This is a genomic window from Streptomyces tendae, assembly GCF_014650435.1.
In the GTDB taxonomy this organism is placed as follows: domain Bacteria; phylum Actinomycetota; class Actinomycetes; order Streptomycetales; family Streptomycetaceae; genus Streptomyces; species Streptomyces tendae.
In genome coordinates this window covers 14,332-29,770 of record NZ_BMUY01000002.1, presented here as the reverse complement: position 1 = coordinate 29,770, position 15,439 = coordinate 14,332, and the positions used below count along the sequence as shown (strand labels likewise).

The 15,439-nt window shown below is 72.9% G+C and carries 16 protein-coding genes; 6 read left to right on the top strand and 10 right to left on the bottom strand.

The annotated features are described in order from the left end of the window. The first annotated feature begins 65 nt into the window (after nucleotides 1-65). Nucleotides 66-914: a helix-turn-helix domain-containing protein gene (locus IE258_RS04915; protein ID WP_189739411.1), complete on the top strand. Its 849-nt coding sequence runs from the start codon at nucleotides 66-68 to the stop codon at nucleotides 912-914. Further along, on the top strand, nucleotides 874-1,071 hold the full coding sequence (locus tag IE258_RS04910) for a DUF397 domain-containing protein (protein WP_189739407.1): 198 nt from the start codon (nucleotides 874-876) through the stop codon (nucleotides 1,069-1,071). Before IE258_RS04915 ends, IE258_RS04910 begins: the two co-directional genes overlap by 41 nt. Nucleotides 1,072-1,082: 11 nt before the next feature. Here the strand turns inward: IE258_RS04910 and IE258_RS04905 are convergent, their stop codons facing one another. After that, nucleotides 1,083-1,535: a hypothetical protein gene (locus IE258_RS04905; RefSeq protein WP_189739403.1), complete on the bottom strand. Its 453-nt coding sequence runs from the start codon at nucleotides 1,533-1,535 to the stop codon at nucleotides 1,083-1,085. Nucleotides 1,536-1,566: 31 nt separating this feature from the next. After that, nucleotides 1,567-2,184: a LysE family translocator gene (locus tag IE258_RS04900; RefSeq protein ID WP_189739400.1), complete on the bottom strand. Its 618-nt coding sequence runs from the start codon at nucleotides 2,182-2,184 to the stop codon at nucleotides 1,567-1,569. 116 nt (nucleotides 2,185-2,300) lie between these two features. Here IE258_RS04900 and IE258_RS04895 point away from each other — a divergent pair, with 116 nt between their 5' ends. After that, a complete protein-coding gene (locus IE258_RS04895; protein WP_127895377.1) occupies nucleotides 2,301-2,753 on the top strand; it encodes an Lrp/AsnC family transcriptional regulator in 453 nt (150 codons plus the stop codon). An 84-nt stretch (nucleotides 2,754-2,837) separates the two neighbouring features. Continuing rightward, nucleotides 2,838-3,671, top strand: coding sequence for an aminoglycoside phosphotransferase family protein (locus IE258_RS04890; protein WP_189739397.1), 834 nt, complete (start codon nucleotides 2,838-2,840; stop codon nucleotides 3,669-3,671). Nucleotides 3,672-3,681: 10 nt separating this feature from the next. On the opposite strand, the gene cseC is transcribed toward IE258_RS04890, so the two are convergent. The 5 genes from cseC to IE258_RS04865 form a co-directional block, all read right to left on the bottom strand. Then, complete coding sequence (gene cseC / locus IE258_RS04885) at nucleotides 3,682-5,253, bottom strand: two-component system sensor histidine kinase CseC (RefSeq protein WP_189739394.1); 1,572 nt, start codon at nucleotides 5,251-5,253, stop codon at nucleotides 3,682-3,684. 16 nt (nucleotides 5,254-5,269) lie between these two features. Further along, nucleotides 5,270-5,974, bottom strand: a complete 705-nt coding sequence (gene cseB, locus IE258_RS04880; protein WP_159327300.1) for a two-component system response regulator CseB — start codon at nucleotides 5,972-5,974, stop codon at nucleotides 5,270-5,272. Nucleotides 5,975-6,108: 134 nt separating this feature from the next. Beyond that, on the bottom strand, nucleotides 6,109-6,792 hold the full coding sequence (locus IE258_RS04875) for a hypothetical protein (RefSeq protein ID WP_189739391.1): 684 nt from the start codon (nucleotides 6,790-6,792) through the stop codon (nucleotides 6,109-6,111). Next, the gene (locus tag IE258_RS04870; protein WP_189739388.1) at nucleotides 6,780-7,313 is read right to left on the bottom strand and encodes a SigE family RNA polymerase sigma factor; all 534 of its coding nucleotides are present in this window, start codon (nucleotides 7,311-7,313) and stop codon (nucleotides 6,780-6,782) included. The genes IE258_RS04875 and IE258_RS04870 overlap by 13 nt, the downstream gene beginning before the upstream one ends. Nucleotides 7,314-7,613: 300 nt before the next feature. Beyond that, nucleotides 7,614-8,540 carry an HhH-GPD family protein gene (locus tag IE258_RS04865; protein ID WP_189739384.1) on the bottom strand — a complete coding sequence of 309 codons (927 nt, stop codon included), beginning with the start codon at nucleotides 8,538-8,540 and terminating at the stop codon, nucleotides 7,614-7,616. 152 nt (nucleotides 8,541-8,692) lie between these two features. On the opposite strand from IE258_RS04865, the gene IE258_RS04860 reads away from it, so the two are divergent. Next, nucleotides 8,693-9,541: a hypothetical protein gene (locus tag IE258_RS04860; protein WP_189739382.1), complete on the top strand. Its 849-nt coding sequence runs from the start codon at nucleotides 8,693-8,695 to the stop codon at nucleotides 9,539-9,541. A gap of 39 nt (nucleotides 9,542-9,580) precedes the next feature. Here the strand turns inward: IE258_RS04860 and disA are convergent, their stop codons facing one another. Together disA and radA are read right to left on the bottom strand one after the other, a co-directional pair. Continuing rightward, nucleotides 9,581-10,705 carry a DNA integrity scanning diadenylate cyclase DisA gene (gene disA, locus IE258_RS04855; RefSeq protein ID WP_030404779.1) on the bottom strand — a complete coding sequence of 375 codons (1,125 nt, stop codon included), beginning with the start codon at nucleotides 10,703-10,705 and terminating at the stop codon, nucleotides 9,581-9,583. Nucleotides 10,706-10,786: 81 nt separating this feature from the next. After that, complete coding sequence (radA, locus tag IE258_RS04850) at nucleotides 10,787-12,196, bottom strand: DNA repair protein RadA (RefSeq protein WP_159327304.1); 1,410 nt, start codon at nucleotides 12,194-12,196, stop codon at nucleotides 10,787-10,789. A 548-nt stretch (nucleotides 12,197-12,744) separates the two neighbouring features. Between radA and IE258_RS04845 the strand changes: the two genes are divergently transcribed. Next, nucleotides 12,745-14,556, top strand: a complete 1,812-nt coding sequence (locus IE258_RS04845; protein WP_189739378.1) for a BACON domain-containing protein — start codon at nucleotides 12,745-12,747, stop codon at nucleotides 14,554-14,556. Between the two features lie 26 nt (nucleotides 14,557-14,582). On the opposite strand, the gene IE258_RS04840 is transcribed toward IE258_RS04845, so the two are convergent. Further along, nucleotides 14,583-15,416 carry a DUF3109 family protein gene (locus IE258_RS04840; RefSeq protein WP_189739374.1) on the bottom strand — a complete coding sequence of 278 codons (834 nt, stop codon included), beginning with the start codon at nucleotides 15,414-15,416 and terminating at the stop codon, nucleotides 14,583-14,585. Between the last annotated feature and the right edge of the window lie 23 nt (nucleotides 15,417-15,439).

The following is a 15,439-nucleotide window of genomic DNA, read 5'->3' as shown; positions in this document are numbered from 1 at the left end:
CGACTACGCACAGAAACGAACGCCAGGAGCTGTTGCCGTCCGTAGTCCCGGAGTGAGGTGCCGCAGTGGCCAACATCCAGTCCCTCGACCCGACCGCGTCCCCGCTCGACTACTACGGCTGGGAGCTGCGCCGCCAGCGCGAGGCCCACGGCCTCAAACAGGGCCAGCTCGGCGACATCATCTTCTGCACGGGCTCCCTGGTGGGCCAGATCGAGACCACGAAGAAGGTCCCGACGCGGGACTTCTCCGAGCGTGTGGACGCGGCGCTGGGCACGGACGGCCTGTTCTCACGGCTGATCGGCCTGGTGCTGCGCAGCCAACTCCCCACGTGGTTCCAGCCGTACGCGGAGATGGAGGCGAAGGCGGCGTACATCTCGACGTACCAGGCGCAGTTGGTCTACGGGCTGCTGCAGACGGAGGAGTACGCGCGGGCGGTGTTGGCCACGGGTATGCCGGACGACTTGGAAGGCCTGCTGGCGGCCCGGATGGAACGCCAGCGCATCCTGGAGCGTGAGCGGCCGCCGTTGGCCTGGGTGGTGCTGGACGAGGCGGTGCTGCACCGCCCCGTCGGAGGACACGAGGTCATGCGGCGGCAACTGGCCCGGCTGTTGGAGTTCGCCGGCCACCGCTGGATGCAGGTTCAGGTGCTGCCGAACGAGGCGGGTGCGCACGCCAGCCTCGCAGGATCGTTCACCGCCATGCGCTTCGACGACGACCCGGACATGATCTATACGGAAGACGTCATCTCCGGTCACATGACGGCTAATCCGGAGACCATCAGGGAAGCCGCGCTCCGTTACGCTCGCTTGCAGGCCGCCGCCCTCTCCGTGGAGGATTCAGCGGAACTGATCATCCGTGTGATGGAGGAACGCTATGGACACTGCTTCCAGCCCGAGGAACACCCAGTGGCGTAAGTCCAGTTACAGCGGAAACACCGGCGGCGAATGCGTCGAAGTCGCCGATGGATGCCCCGTTGGCGCTGTCCCGGTCAGGGACAGCAAGGACCCGTCCGGACCGGTCGTCACCGTCGGGGCCGGTGCCTGGCAGGCGTTCGTCGACGGTCTGCGGTAACCAGCTGACCGCTACTGCTCACCCCGCGCCGCCTGCCGGGCGAGGAAGTCCTCGAACGCCGCCTTCTGCTTGGGGTCCATGAAGCCCTGGCGGACATTGCGGGCCTGCTCCTCCAGCCAGTGCGCCTCCGCGGGGTCGAGCAGCTCCGCGACCACCGCGCCGTCGCGGGCCACCGCCGTACGTCCGCCGACGCGACGGCGGAAGAGCGTGAAGGGGCCGAACTCCTCGGGGTGCGCCAGCTCGGGCCCCTCCGCCCGGTCGCCCGCCGGGTAGGCGGTGGGCGACCAGTGCTCCCAGAGCGCCAGCGTCGCCGCGGGGACCAGCACCCCGTGCAGCAGGGGCCGGCCCCCCTCCCACTCGAACGTGACCGTGACCGGCTCACCGACCGTCTCGGCCATCCCCAGCACCCGCTCCACCTCGTCGTTGGCCGGGAAACTGACCTCTGCCTCGATGCGTATGCCCATGGCGCCACAGGCTACGGGCCGGCCCCGGGGCCTAGACCAGACGCTCCACCAGCAGCAGCGCGCCGACGAGGATCATCGCCGCGCCCGAGACGCGGGACACCGCCGTGGCGACGGCCGGGCGGGCGCCCAGGATCCGGCGTGCCGTGGCGCCGACGCCCGTGTAGACCACGGCGCAGTTGGCCGTGTGCACCAGGCCGAGGGCGACGATCTGCGCGGCGAAGGGCCAGTCGGCGTCCCGGGCGGCGAACTGCGGCAGCAGGGCCAGGAACAGCAGCAGCGCCTTGGGGTTGAGGCCGCTGATGCCCAGCCCGCGGACCGCACGCCCCACCCACGAGCCGGAGCCGTCCCCCTCGCCGCCCGCTTCGGCCCGGGGCGCCGCGGGGCGGGCCAGGGTCGTGGCGCCGAGCCAGATCAGATACGCCGCCCCGGCGCCGGTCAGCACGGTCAGCACCGTCGGTGAACCGGCGACCGCGGTCGCAAGCCCCGCGGCGACCACGGCGGTCAGCAGGACGTATCCGCTCAGCATGCCGCCGACGGCGGGCAGCACCGACCGGTGGCGCAGCCCCGCCGTGATCGCGTAGGCCCAGTCCGCTCCCGGGACCAGCACCAGCAGGAAGGACACCGACCAGAACGCTCCGATGCCGGCCATCTCCACCGTCTCCACCTCACACTCTTCCGGCTCTCCTGGGCAGATTAGGAAAGATTGCCCGAAAGGTGCTTTCAAGAATTCTCCGGTGTGCTGCCGTGCGTGGAAAGATTTCCTCCATGGACGACGTGGACCGGAAAATCCTTGCCGAGCTGCAGAGGGACGGTCGGCAGACCCTGACCGAACTCGCCGAGCGGGTCCGCCTCAGCGTCTCCCCCTGCCACCGGCGCCTGCGCGCGCTGGAGCGCTCCGGGGCGATCACCGGCTACCACGCCGCGCTGAACGCCCCCGCGCTCGGCCTGGGCTTCGAGGCCCTGGTCTTCGTCACCATGCGCTACGAGGACCGCCAGACCGTCGCCGCCTTCGAAACGGCCGTCGCCGAGATCCCCCACGTCCTCCAGGCCCAGCGGCTGTTCGGCGACCCCGACTACCTGCTGCGGGTCGTCACCCGCGACCTGGAGGCGTACCGGCGGCTCTACGACGAACGCCTCGCCTCCCTGCCCGGCGTCCAGCGCCTCAGCTCCACCCTCGTCATGGCCAACCTGGTCGAGGCCCGGCCCCTGCCCCTATGACCTCCGGCCGCCGGGAGCGAAAACCTCTCGACCGGGACCACTCGCACCACAATCATGGGCACCGACCCCACAAAGGAGGACGGTGTGGAGCCAGCGGAACTCCGCCGCGCAGTCGAGGCCGGCCGGACGGCCGCTTCAGAGCAGGGCCTCCGGGCCGACGAGGTGGTCGTCGTCCACAACTCGGACCGCGTCGTACTGCGTCTGCTGCCCTGTGACGTTCTGGCCCGGGTCGCGCCCTCGGGACATCTGGCAGAGGCCGCGTTCGAAGTGGAGGTCGCCCGTCGGCTCGCCGACGCCGAGGCTCCGGTGGGGGAGCTGGACCCCCGGACCGAGCCCCGGGTCCAGGTGCGGGACGCCTTCGCCGTCTCCCTCTGGACCTACTACGCACCGGTGGGACCCGAGATCGCGCCGGCCGACTACGCGGACGCGCTCATGCGGCACCACGCCGCCCTGCGCCGGATCGACGTGGACGCACCGCACTTCACCGACCGGGTGGCCGTGGCGCTGGACGGGGTGGAGGACCGGGAGCGGTCACCCGAGCTGTCCGACCCCGACCGGGCGTTCCTCCACGACACACTCGCCGGTCTGAGCGCCGAGACCAGGGCCGACAGGGCGCGCGACCAGCTGCTGCACGGCGAGCCGCACCCCGGAAACCTCCTGAACACGCGCAGAGGCCCGCTCTTCGTCGACCTCGCCACCTGCTGCCGCGGGCCGATCGAGTTCGACCTCGCCCATGGTCCGGAAGAAGTCGCGGAGCACTACCCGGGTGCGGATCCCGCACTGCTCCACCGGTGCCGCGCGCTGAACTGGGCGCTGTTCTCCGCCTGGCGCTGGCGCCGGGACGATCAGATGCCCGACCGGGACCACTGGAGGGCGGAGGGACTCGACCGGGTCCGCGCCGCACTCGACCGGATCTGACCGCCGGGCGTCACCGGTTCCGGGACGTCCCCTGGACGGCTTCCCGGGACGCGTTCCCGGAAGACGACGTGCCGCCGCCCGACCGGTCCGGCAGCATCGGGTAGCTCCCCGTGTTGGTCGGGGCGTGCTCCGGGAGCCACAGGACGGCGACCGCGCCCTCGGCCGGTATGTGCTCGGGGGCGCCGGCCGGGCGCACGTTGCGGAAGGTGAGCCGGGCGCCCAGGACCCGGGCCTGGCCCGCGGCGATGGTCAGGCCGAGCCCGTGCCCGCGACCGGCCCGGTCCGTGCTGCCGGTGCGGAACCGGCTCGGGCCCTCGGCCAGCAGGTCCTCGGGGAAGCCGGGGCCGTGGTCGCGGACCCGGATCACCCGGCCCTCGACGCTGACCTCGACGGGCGAGCGGCCGTGCCGGGCGGCGTTGGCGAGCAGGTTGAACAGCACGCGCTCCAGACGGCGCGGGTCGGTGGTGACCTCCGACTCGTGGATCACCCGTACCTCGACGGCCGGGTCCTTGGCCGCCACCCGCCGGGTCACGAAGTCGCCCAGCATGATGTCCTGCAGCTCGGCCCGCTCCGAGGCCCCGTCGAGCCGCGCCACCTCCAGGACGTCCTCGACCAGCGTGCGCATCGCCTTCGCCCGGTCCAGGACCAGCTCGGTCGGCCGGCCCGGCGGCAGCAGCTCGGCGGCCGTGAGCAGCCCGGTCACCGGCGTGCGCAGCTCGTGCGCGATGTCCGCGGTGACCCGGCGCTCGGCCTCGATGCGCTGCTGCAGGGCGTCCGCCATCGCGTCCACGGCGCGTGCCACGTCGTCCGTCTCGTCCCGCACGACGCCGCCGATGGCCTCCCGCACCCGGACCTCGGCCTCGCCGTTGGCCACCTGGTTCGCGGCGGCCGCGGCCTTGCGCAGCCGACGCGACAACTGACCGCCGATGAGCACGCCCAGCGCGCTGCCACCGAGGACGACCGCGATGGAACCGATGACCAGGGCCTGGTCCAGGTCGCTGAGGATGTCCGCGCTGCGGTCGGTGAAACCGGAGTGCAGGGACATCACGTGCCCGTCCTTGAGCGGCACCGCCGCCCAGATGTCCGTCACCCCGTCCGGCCGCTCGGCGACATACGTGGCCCGGCGGCCCGCCTCGACCTTGCGGCGCAGCTCGGGCGGCAGGTCGGGGTCGTCGATCTGGGCGTTCGGGAAGTTCTGCCGCCCGGACAGCTCGTAGTTGCGCTGGGCGATCAGGACGCGGTCGTCGGCGAGGTCGCGGGCATTGTCCAGCATCGAGACCCGGGCGGCGTTGTGCACGACCAGGCTCAGCGCGATCGCCACCAGTGCGCCGACCAGCGCGATGGCCGCGCTCAGCTTCCAGCGCAGCCCGGTGCGGATACCGCGGGCACGCAGCCCGCGCACACCGATGCCGCGCACCCCGGTGCCGCGCGCACGCCCGCCCGGCCCCCTGCGCCCACCGGGTCCCGCGTGCTCACCGGGCCCGGTGTGATCGCCGGGTCCCGGCTGCTCTCCGGGCTCCGTGCGGTCGTACGGGTGCCCCGGCGGCGAGACGCTCCGGCGTGGTCGGAAGAACCCCCGCATATCCCTGTATCCCCGCTCAGGCCTTCAACTTGTAGCCGAAGCCGCGGACCGTCTCGATCCGGTCCTGGCCGATCTTGGTGCGCAGCCGCTGCACGTGTACGTCGACGACCCGGGTGTCCCCGCCCCAGCCGTAGTCCCACACCCGCTCCAGCAGCTTGTCGCGGGAGAGCACGGTGCCCGGAGCGGAGGAGAACTCCAGCAGCAGCCGCATCTCGGTCGGAGTGAGCCCCACCGGCCGCCCGGCCCGGCGCACCTCCATGCCGTCCGTGTCCACCTCCAGGTCGCCGAAGGTGAGCACGCCACCGGTGTCCGCGGCCCCGGACGCCTCGGCCCGGTCGCCGCCCCCGGCGTGCCCGAAGCGGCGCAGCACGGCCCGGATCCGGGCGACCAGCACCGCGCCGTCGAACGGCTTGGTCACGTAGTCGTCGGCGCCCGCCTCCAGGCCGAGCACCACGTCGATGGAGTCCGCCCGCGCCGACAGCATGATCACCGGCACCGTGGACTCGTCCCGGATCCGGCGGCACAGGCTGACGCCGTCCAGGCCGGGGAGCATGACGTCCAGCAGGGCGATGTCGGGACGGTCGGCCCGGAAGGACTCCAGGCCCGAGAGCCCGTCGGGCATCGCGGTGACCGCGAAGCCGTCCCGCTCCAGGGCGAGCTGCGTGGCCTCGCGGATGACGTCGTCGTCCTCGACGAACAGGACGTGGGTCTGGTCTGCCATCCCGGTGCTCTCAGTCCTCATGGTGTGGTCGGTCGAACGGGTCGGTCGCCGGATCGCCCAAGGCGCCTTCACCCGGTCATCGGTACGAGCGGCCCGATCGGTTCACGCGGGCCGGCCCGGCCGGGCGGAGCGGTTCAGCTGTCCGGCTCCGGGACCGGGGTGGGCGCGTTCCCCGCGGCCTTGCTGTAGTCGTTGTGGGTGCGGTACTCCTCGGCGAACCGGCCCGACGTCCAGCTGTACGTGATCACGTTCTCGCCGGACGGACTCGACACCGGGTCCCCCTTGTCGTACACCTGCTTCGTCACCACCAGGTCGCCGCGGTCGATCTCCGCGTAGACCGGAGGCTCCTCGGCCTTGAACACATTCTGGTACGCGCCGTCCTCCTCGCGGTACACGTAACTGCCCACACCCACCGCGTCACCGCACGTCAGCACGTTGACGACGACGTCGTCCGCCGAGCCGTCCGTCAGCTTCCCGTACGACACGTCGATCGGGTACTCGTCGGCGACGCACGGCTTCAGCTCGCGCTTGACCTCCGGGGACACCTTGGGGTCGGCCTTGACGAGCCGCACCGCGTCGACCCGGTCGGGCACCTTCGAGGGCGAGGGGGACGACTTCGCCGCGGGCGCGGGCGACGGCGAGGCCGCGCCGCCGACCGTGTCCGCGTGGGCCGGCCCCTCGTCCCGGGCGCCGGTGCCGCCGGTCCCGCAGCCGGACAGGGAAACGCCGAGGGCGACGAACACGGCCACCGCCGTACTCGCCGCCTGCGTGGTTCTCCGGGTCTCCCCGGGAGTCCGACCGTCGGTCAGGCCGCGCAACGCTCCCGCTCCTCACGCTCCAGCGCCCGTGCGTCCAGATCGCGGGCGACCAGCTCCTCGCGGAGCCGGGCGAGCGCCCGGTGCAGCGTGCTCTTGACCGTCCCCGCCGACATGCCGAGGGCGGCGGCGGTCTCCTCCGTTGACATCTGCTCCCAGTGTCGCAGCACGACGACGCTGCGCTGCTTCGGGGCGAGCACCTTCAGGACGTCCATCAGCAGGGCCCGGTCCGCGTGCTGCTCGGTGGCGTCGTCCATGGGCGACTCGGGGAGCTGCTCGGTCGGCACCTCCTCCAGCTTCCGCGCCCGCCACCACTCGGTCCGGGTGTTGATCATCACCCGGCGCAGGTAGGCGTCCGCGAGCCGCTTGTCCTCGATGGTCTCCCAGCGCCGGTACGTCCGCGCCAGCGCGGTCTGCAACAGGTCCTGGGCGTCGACGGGGTCGGGGACCAGGCGCCTGGCGCTGCGCAGCAGCGCGTCCTGCCGGGTGCGGACGTACTCCTCGAACTCGAGCACCTCGCCCATGTCAACCGCCCTTCCGATCCCCGTACCCCGACGGTGGTCACCGTCGGCCCACTGCCTGTGGTCTGTTGTCGTGCCATGCCCTCTGGGCACGCAAACGAAGGTAGGGAAGCGTTGTCACGGCGCTGTGCGAAGCAGCCTGCGGCAAACCCTCGGCTGTCCGTCGGTTGTGTAACGGAAGGAGGAACCGGGAAAATCGACGCACCACTTGATGGTGACATCAGGCGATTTGCGCAATATAAGAGCCGTCACAAAGACGTCGCGGCAGCCGTCGTGTGCCAGCTCAGCGGCAGCCGTCGCGCGTCAGCTCAGCGGCAGCCGGTACAGCCCGTCCGCCAGCGGCTCCACCAGACCGTCGGCCACCAGCCCGTCCAGGGCGCGGGCGCGCTGCACCGGTTCCTGCCACACCTGGTCGAGGGCCGCCTGCGGCACCGGCCCGGCCGCCTCCCGCAGTACCGCGAGCAGCCGCCCGCGCACCTGCCGGTCGGTGCCCGCGTACGTCTGGCCGCGTCGCGGCGGCCCGTCGTGGGCGGGCTTGCCGGCCAGCCGCCAGGCGCACTGGGCCGCGATCGGGCAGCGGTGGCACGACTCGTTCTTCGCCGTGCAGACCAGCGCGCCCAGCTCCATCGAGGCGGCGGCCCAGCGGGCCGCACTCGCCTCCTCGGCGGGCAGCAGTGCCCGCGCCAGCTTCCGCTCGGCGGCGGTGGTGGCGTTCGGCGGGTACTGCACACCGCTGACCGCGCGGGCGAGGACCCGGCGGACGTTGGTGTCCAGTACGGCGTGCCGCTGGCCGTACGCGAAGGAGGCGACCGCCGCGGCCGTGTACTCGCCGATGCCGGGCAGTGCCAGCAGTTGGGCGTGGTCGGCGGGTACGTCGCCGCCGTGCCGTTCCGTTATGGCCGCGGCGGCGCCGTGCAGCCGCAGGGCGCGGCGCGGGTAGCCGAGCCGGCCCCAGGCGCGCACGGCCTCGCCCGGTGCCTCGGCGGCGAGGTCGGCGGGGCGCGGCCAGCGGGCCAGCCACTGCTCGTAGACGGGCTGGACACGGCTGACCGGGGTCTGCTGGAGCATGAACTCGCTGACCATCACGCCCCAGGCACCGGCCTCGGGGCGACGCCACGGCAGATCGCGGGCGTGCTCGTCGAACCAGTCGATGACGGGGGCGTGCAGCGGCACACCGGACGCGGCGGGGTCGGAGGGTCCGCCTGGCGAGGGCTTAGTGGGCGCAGTCATGACCCTCCGATCCTGCCACGGGAGGACCACCGCACGACAAACCGCCACCGGGTGCGTTCCGGACGGTCTGCGGAATGATGATCCGTAAAAGTTGCGGGCCGGAACGGCGGGTGGGACAAGGGAACGCGCCGATCTCTCGTACAGTTTGCGCCGTGGGATCTCTGCGCAATCCGGTCGGGCCGCTTCCCTCCTCCATCTACTGGCGACGGAGGGCCGTACTGCTGTCTCTTTTCGCCCTGTTGGCGCTGTTGATCACGTGGATCGTGGTCTCCGGCGGCGGGGGAGGCGACAAGGGCCGCGAGGACGGGGCCAACGGCAAGAACCCGGCACCGTCGATCACCCCGGGCCCCTCGGGTTCCGGCCCGGCGATCAGCCAGGCACCGGGCGGACGCGACGAGTCGGGCGACTCCAACGGCTCGGGCTCCGGATCGAGTTCGGGCGGTGACGGCTCCGGTGACGGCTCCAGTGACGGTTCCGGGTCCGGCGACGGCGAGTCGGGTGGCGGCGACGGATCGGGCAGCGCCGGTGGCCCAGGCGGCGGAGGCGGCGCGGTGACCGGCGTCGGCGCGGGCGACGCGCTGCCGGCCGGGTCGGCCCTGCCCAACTGCACCCCGGGCGCCGTGAAGTTGAGCCTGCGCAGCGTCCGCAACAGCTACTCGCCCGGGCAGACCCCCGCCTTCGAACTGACCGCGCGGAACACCTCCGGCAGCGACTGCAAGGTCGATCTCGGCCCGAAGAACGCGGTGTTCACCATCACCCCGGCCGACGGCGACGACGCCTACTGGGCCTCGGACGACTGCGTCAAGGGCACGGGCAGCCTGCGCTACCGCGTCGCCGCCGGCAGCGGCATCACCTACACCACCAAGTGGGACCGCAAGCCCAGCGCCCCCGAGTGCGGTACGCCGCCGGCGGGTTCGGCCAAGGCGGGCACCTATCTGGTCGAGGCAAAGGCGCCCGGCTTCGAGAAGGTCCAGACGTCCTTCGTCCTGAAGAACGACTGACCGGGGGCGCGGCCGCGCCCCCGGGGCCCGCCGCGGACGTCAGACGTAACGCTCCAGGATCGACGACTCCGCCAGCCGCGACAGCCCCTCCCGCACGCTGCGCGCCCGCGCCTCGCCGACACCGTCCACCGTCTGGAGGTCGTCCACACTCGCCGCGAGCAGCTTCTGCAGACCACCGAAGTGCTCCACCAGCCGGTCGATGATCGCGCCCGGCAGCCGCGGCACCTTGGCCAGCAGCCGGAACCCGCGCGGCGACACCGCGGAGTCCAGCGTCTCGGGCGACCCGGTGTACCCCAAGGCCCGCGCCACCGTGGACAGTTCCAGCAGCTCGGCGTGGCTCAGCTTGTCCAGCTCGGCGAGCGCCTCGTCGACCGTACGGGAGCGCTTCGCGGTCGGCTCGGGCACGTAGTCCCGCACGACCAGCTCGCGCTCGGGCTCCACACCGGCGATCAACTCGTCCAACTGCAGCGCGAGCAGCCGCCCGTCCGTCCCCAGCTCCACCACGTACTCGGCGATCTCGGTGGCGATCCGGCGCACCATCTCCAGCCGCTGCGCGACCGCCGAGACGTCCCGCACCGTCACCAGGTCCTCGATCTCCAGGGCCGACAGCGTGCCCGCGACCTCGTCGAGCCGGAGCTTGTACCGCTCCAGGGTCGCCAGCGCCTGGTTGGCCCGGGACAGGATCGCGGCCGAGTCCTCCAGCACCCGCCGCTGCCCGTCCACGTACAGGGCGATCAGCCGCATCGACTGCGAAACCGACACGACGGGGAATCCGACCTGCTTGCTGACCCGGTCCGCCGTACGGTGCCGCGTACCGGTCTCCTCCGTCGGAATGGTCGGGTCCGGGAGGAGCTGCACCCCGGCCCGCAGGATCTTCGACAGGTCGGACGACAGCACGATGCCGCCGTCGAGCTTGCACAGCTCGCGCAGCCGCGTCGCGGTGAACTCGACGTCCAGCACGAAACCGCCCGTGCACATCTGCTCGACGGTCTTGTCGGAACCCAGCACGATCAGACCGCCGGTGTTGCCGCGCAGGACCCGCTCCAGGCCGTCGCGCAGGGACGTGCCGGGCGCCACGGCGCTCAGTGAGGCGCGCATCAGGCCATCGGCACCGGCACTCCCACCGGACTTTCCGGGAGCTGCTGCCCGGTCGTTGGCTGCCACTGCACTCCTCCGGTCGCAGGTTCTTCCGGCCCTCCCCCGTCGCACACTCGGTCGTACGGACGGGCGAGACCAGGGCAAAGTCTACCGGCGGTCCTCCTCATCCCGTGGGGCCTCTCGCCGACGCGAGCGCGGAAGCACCCGCAGGGCGTCCCCCATGTCCGCGACTTCCAGCACCTTCATGCCGTCGGGGACCCTGCCCGGATCGGCCGGTACCAGGGCGTGCGTGAAGCCCAGCCGGTGCGCTTCGGAGAGCCTGCGCTGCACCCCCGTGACCCGTCTCACCTCCCCGGCGAGACCGACCTCGCCGATCGCGACGAGGTTCTTGGGCAGCGGAGTGTCACTGGCCGCACTCGCCAACGCCAGCGCGACGGCGAGGTCGGCGGCGGGCTCGGAGAGCTTCACCCCGCCCACCGTCGCGCTGTAGATGTCCCTCTTCCCCAGCGCGCTGATGCGGCCGCGCTGCTCCAGCACGGCCAGCATCATCGACACCCGCGAGGTCTCGAGCCCCGAGGTCGTACGCCGCGGCGACGGAATCTGCGAGTCCACGGTCAGCGCCTGCACCTCGGCGACCAGCGGCCGGCGCCCCTCCAGGGTGACGGTCAGACAGGTGCCGGGCACGGGCTCGGCCCGCCGCGTGAGAAACAGCCCACTGGGATCGGCGAGCCCCGTGATCCCCTCGTCATGCAGCTCGAAGCACCCGACCTCGTCGGTCGTCCCGTACCGGTTCTTCACCCCCCGCACCAGCCTCAGCCGCGCATGCCGGTCGCCCTCGAAATGCAGCACGACGTCCACGAGGTGCTCCAGCAGCCGCGGGCCCGCGATGGCCCCGTCCTTGGTGACGTGGCCCACCAGCAGCGTGGACATGCCGCGTTCCTTGGAGGCCCGGATCAGCGCCCCCGCGACCTCCCGCACCTGCGCCATGCCGCCCGGGGCGCCGTCGATCTCGGGCGAGGCGACGGTCTGCACGGAGTCCAGGATCAGCAGCGACGGCTTGACGGCGTCCAGGTGCCCGAGCACCGCCGCGAGGTCCGTCTCGGCGGCGAGATACAGATGGTCGTCGATGGCGTGGATCCGGTCGGCCCGCAGCCGCACCTGGCTCGCCGACTCCTCACCGGTGACGTACAGCGTCCGGTGCTCGTCGCTCGCCGACTTGGCCGCGACGTCAAGGAGCAGCGTGGACTTCCCGACGCCCGGCTCACCGGCGACCAGCACCACGGCCCCGGGCACCAGCCCGCCCCCCAGCACCCGGTCCAGCTCGGGCACGCCGGTGGAACGGGCGGTCGCCTGCCGGCCGTCGACCTGCCCGATCGGCACCGCGGACGTGGTCACGCGCCCCGGGGTGGTCGTACGCACGGCGGGCGCGCCGTACTCCTCGACCGTGCCCCATGCCTGGCATTCGGGGCAGCGGCCGAGCCACTTGGCCGTCTGCCAGCCGCACTCGGTGCAGCGGTAGGACGGCCGTTCCTTGGCGGACTTCGTACGGGCAGCCATGCACGAACCGTAACGGCCCCCACTGACAGCGGACCCGGGGGACCGTCCCGTGGCCGCCCGGCGCGGGTGTGGCCGCGGGGGTGGGTCGCGCGTCCCGGCGCTGCCGGGGTGCCGCTGCGCCCACCCGTGCCGCCCCAGCGGCACGACTGCCCGCAGCGGCGCGCGGCCGGCGACTGCCCGCAGCTAGGGCCGGTGGCGACGCGGCGGGAGAGCCGCGTACGGCGGGAAGGGGACGTGGCGGGGGGTGTTCGCCCGCAGCGGTTGGCGCGTCAACGCCGCGAGCCTCTGTCAGCACCCGATTCCGCGCCGTTCCGAGGACGAACACCCCCCGGCGCGGCCCCGACCCACCACCCCACGCACCGCGCAACGCGCACCCCCACCAAACCCGCAGCGGCGCCGCAGGCACCCCGAACGGACGACGCGCACCCCGCCCCGGCCACGGAAGAACAGCTTCCTGTCCCCTTATGAGGGATCGTTTCACCCGTACGGATTAAAAGTGCCCAACGCGCCAGTTCGCGCCACCCATAGCCCCCTACGGTCGCCGAGTGATGAGGAGCAGTCCGGAAACCACGACCCGCACGACCGGCGCACACCGGGCGCACTCGCACCGGGAAGCGCGTGACCGCGCCGCGGCGAGGGCGCTGGCGCAACCGCCGGTGCAGCGTCCGCCCGCGCGGTACGCCGCGTACGACGCGTATCTGGACGGCCTGTTCACGTACTGCCTGTCCGTGCTCTGCGACCACGACGCCGCGACCGCCGCCCTGGCCGACGTCCTGGCCCTCGCCGAGCGCCGCGGCCACCGCGCCCCCAGCTCCGCGGCCGACCGCAGGGCCTGGCTGTACGCGCTGGCCCGCTGGTCCTGCCTGCGCAAGCTGGCCGAGGCCAAGCAGAAACGTCCGAGCAGCCACGCGGCAGGCCGCCCCGCCAGGCCCGCGACAAACACCCCCACCACCTCCACCACCTCCACCTCCACCACCTCCACCACCGACGAGACCCACCAGCGCCACCGCACCGAACTCGCCCTCCTGGCCTGGCCGGAGGCCGCCGGCACCACCCCCGAGCAGCGCGAGGCCCTCGAACTCGCCGTGCGCCACCACCTGGCCCCGCACGAGGTCGCCGCCGTCCTCGGCATGGACCTCGCCACCACCCGCGAACTGCTCGCCTCGGCCGCCTGCGAGGTGGAACGCACCCGCGCCGCCCTGGCCGTCGTGGAGACCGGCACCTGCGCCGGAGTAGCCCGCCTCACCGGCGACAACCGCTACGTCCTGAGCAGCGCCCTGCGCCGCGAGCTGGTCCGGCACGTCGACGACTGCCCCCGCTGCCGCCGAACCGCCGAGCGCGCGGTCCCCGGCCGGTGGCCCGGCACCAGCGTCACTCCCGCCGAACTGCCCGTCCTGGAAGCCCCCCGCACCGCACTGCACGGAACCCCGGCCCACACCTCCCGCGCGCGCGGCAGCGCCCCCCGCTTCGACCGGCGCGGCTTCCCCATGGACCCCAAGGACCGCGCGGCCCGGCGCGACCGCCTGCGCGCCCGCGCCGTCACCACCACCGTCGTCGCCACCGTCGTGGCGGCCCCCGTGCTCGCCCTGTGGGCTGCCTACCGGGGCACCCCCGTCGTCGAGGGCGAGGAGGGCCGCTCGGCCAGCGCCAGCGAGAGCCAGGACCCGGACGGCCTGGAGGGCGAGTCGGGCGGCCGCTACGGGTACGAGAACGCCGGCAACGCGAGCACCACCCCGGGCACCGGCTTCGGCAAGAACGGCGACGCCGACGTCTCCGTGGAAGTCGTCGGCGTCCCGGGCGCCGCCGAGAAGGGCGCCGGCCACCTCAGGGTGACGGCCGGCCACGACGGCGACACCACGCTGGTCACGCTGACCGCGACCGGCGACGCCCCGGTGCGCTGGTCCGTGTCCGTCGGCGCCTCCTGGCTCTACCTGAGCCAGTCCTCGGGCACCCTGCGCCCCGGCGAGGCCGTGACGGTCCGGGTGTACGTCGACCACCTGCGCGAGCCGTCCGGCCACTGGAGCGCACGGGTGGCCGTGTCGCCCGCCGGGGCCGTCGTGACCATCGAGGGCTACGGCCCCGCGCTCACCCCGTCCCGCCCGGGCCCCCGCCCCAGCACGCCCGACGACACCACGTCCCCGTCCCACCCGGGCCAGAACCCGGATCCGGATCCGGACCCGGACCCGTCCACCTCGCAGCCCACCGATCCCGATCCGGACCCGACACCCACCGAGGACCCGCCGACGTCGCCCGACCCGGACCCGTCGACGAACGAACCGTCCCCGACCGGCGGCACAGGCGGCTCGTCACCACCGCCGAGCAACAGCGACAGCGGCGCCCCGAGCCCGTCCGGCTCCTAGACGGCGCCCGGGGCCCGGGCCCGGTCTCAGCGAGCCGGATCCGCCGGATGCGGTGCCAGCAGGGGCAGCTGCGAAGCCAGCCGCTCCTCGCACAGCTCGACCAGCCGGTCGTACCCCGCCTTGCCCATCAGCTCGATCAGCTCCGGCCGGTAGGACACGTACACCGGGTCCCCCGCGCCGTGCGCCGAGGTCGCCGAGGTGCACCACCAGTGCAGGTCGTGCCCGCCCGGGCCCCACCCCCGCCGGTCGTACTCACCGATCGACACCTGCAGCACGCGCGTGTCGTCGGGCCGGTCGATCCACTCGTACGTCCGCCGGACCGGCAGCTGCCAGCACACGTCCGGCTTCGTCTCCAGCGGCTCCCGGCCCTCCTTGAGCGCCAGGATGTGCAGCGAGCAGCCCGCACCCCCGGCGAAGCCCGGCCGGTTCTGGAAGATGCACGAGCCCTGGAAGGGCCGGGTCTGCCGGGAGCCCTCGTCGTCCTCGGAGATCCAGCCGTTCCGCGTGCCCTCGGCGTGGTGCTGCCAGAGGTCCGGCGTGAGCCTCGCCACGTGCTCGGCGACCCGCTTCTCGTCGTCCTCGTCGGAGAAGTGCGCGCCCAGGGAGCAGCACCCGTCGTCGGCGCGGCCCGCCTGGATGCCCTGGCAGCCGCTGCCGAAGATGCAGTTCCAGCGAGAGGTCAGCCATGTCAGATCGCACCGGAAGACCTGCTCGTCGTCCGCCGGATCCGGAAACTCCACCCACGCGCGCGCGAAGTCGAGCCCCTTCTCGTCGCCCGCGGCGCCCTGCGCTTCACCCAGAACGCGCTTTTTGTCCTTCTTGGCCGACTTTTCGTCCTTCGCCTTTTTCGTCTTTGGCACGGCTCCAGGGTAAGTCGCCGGAG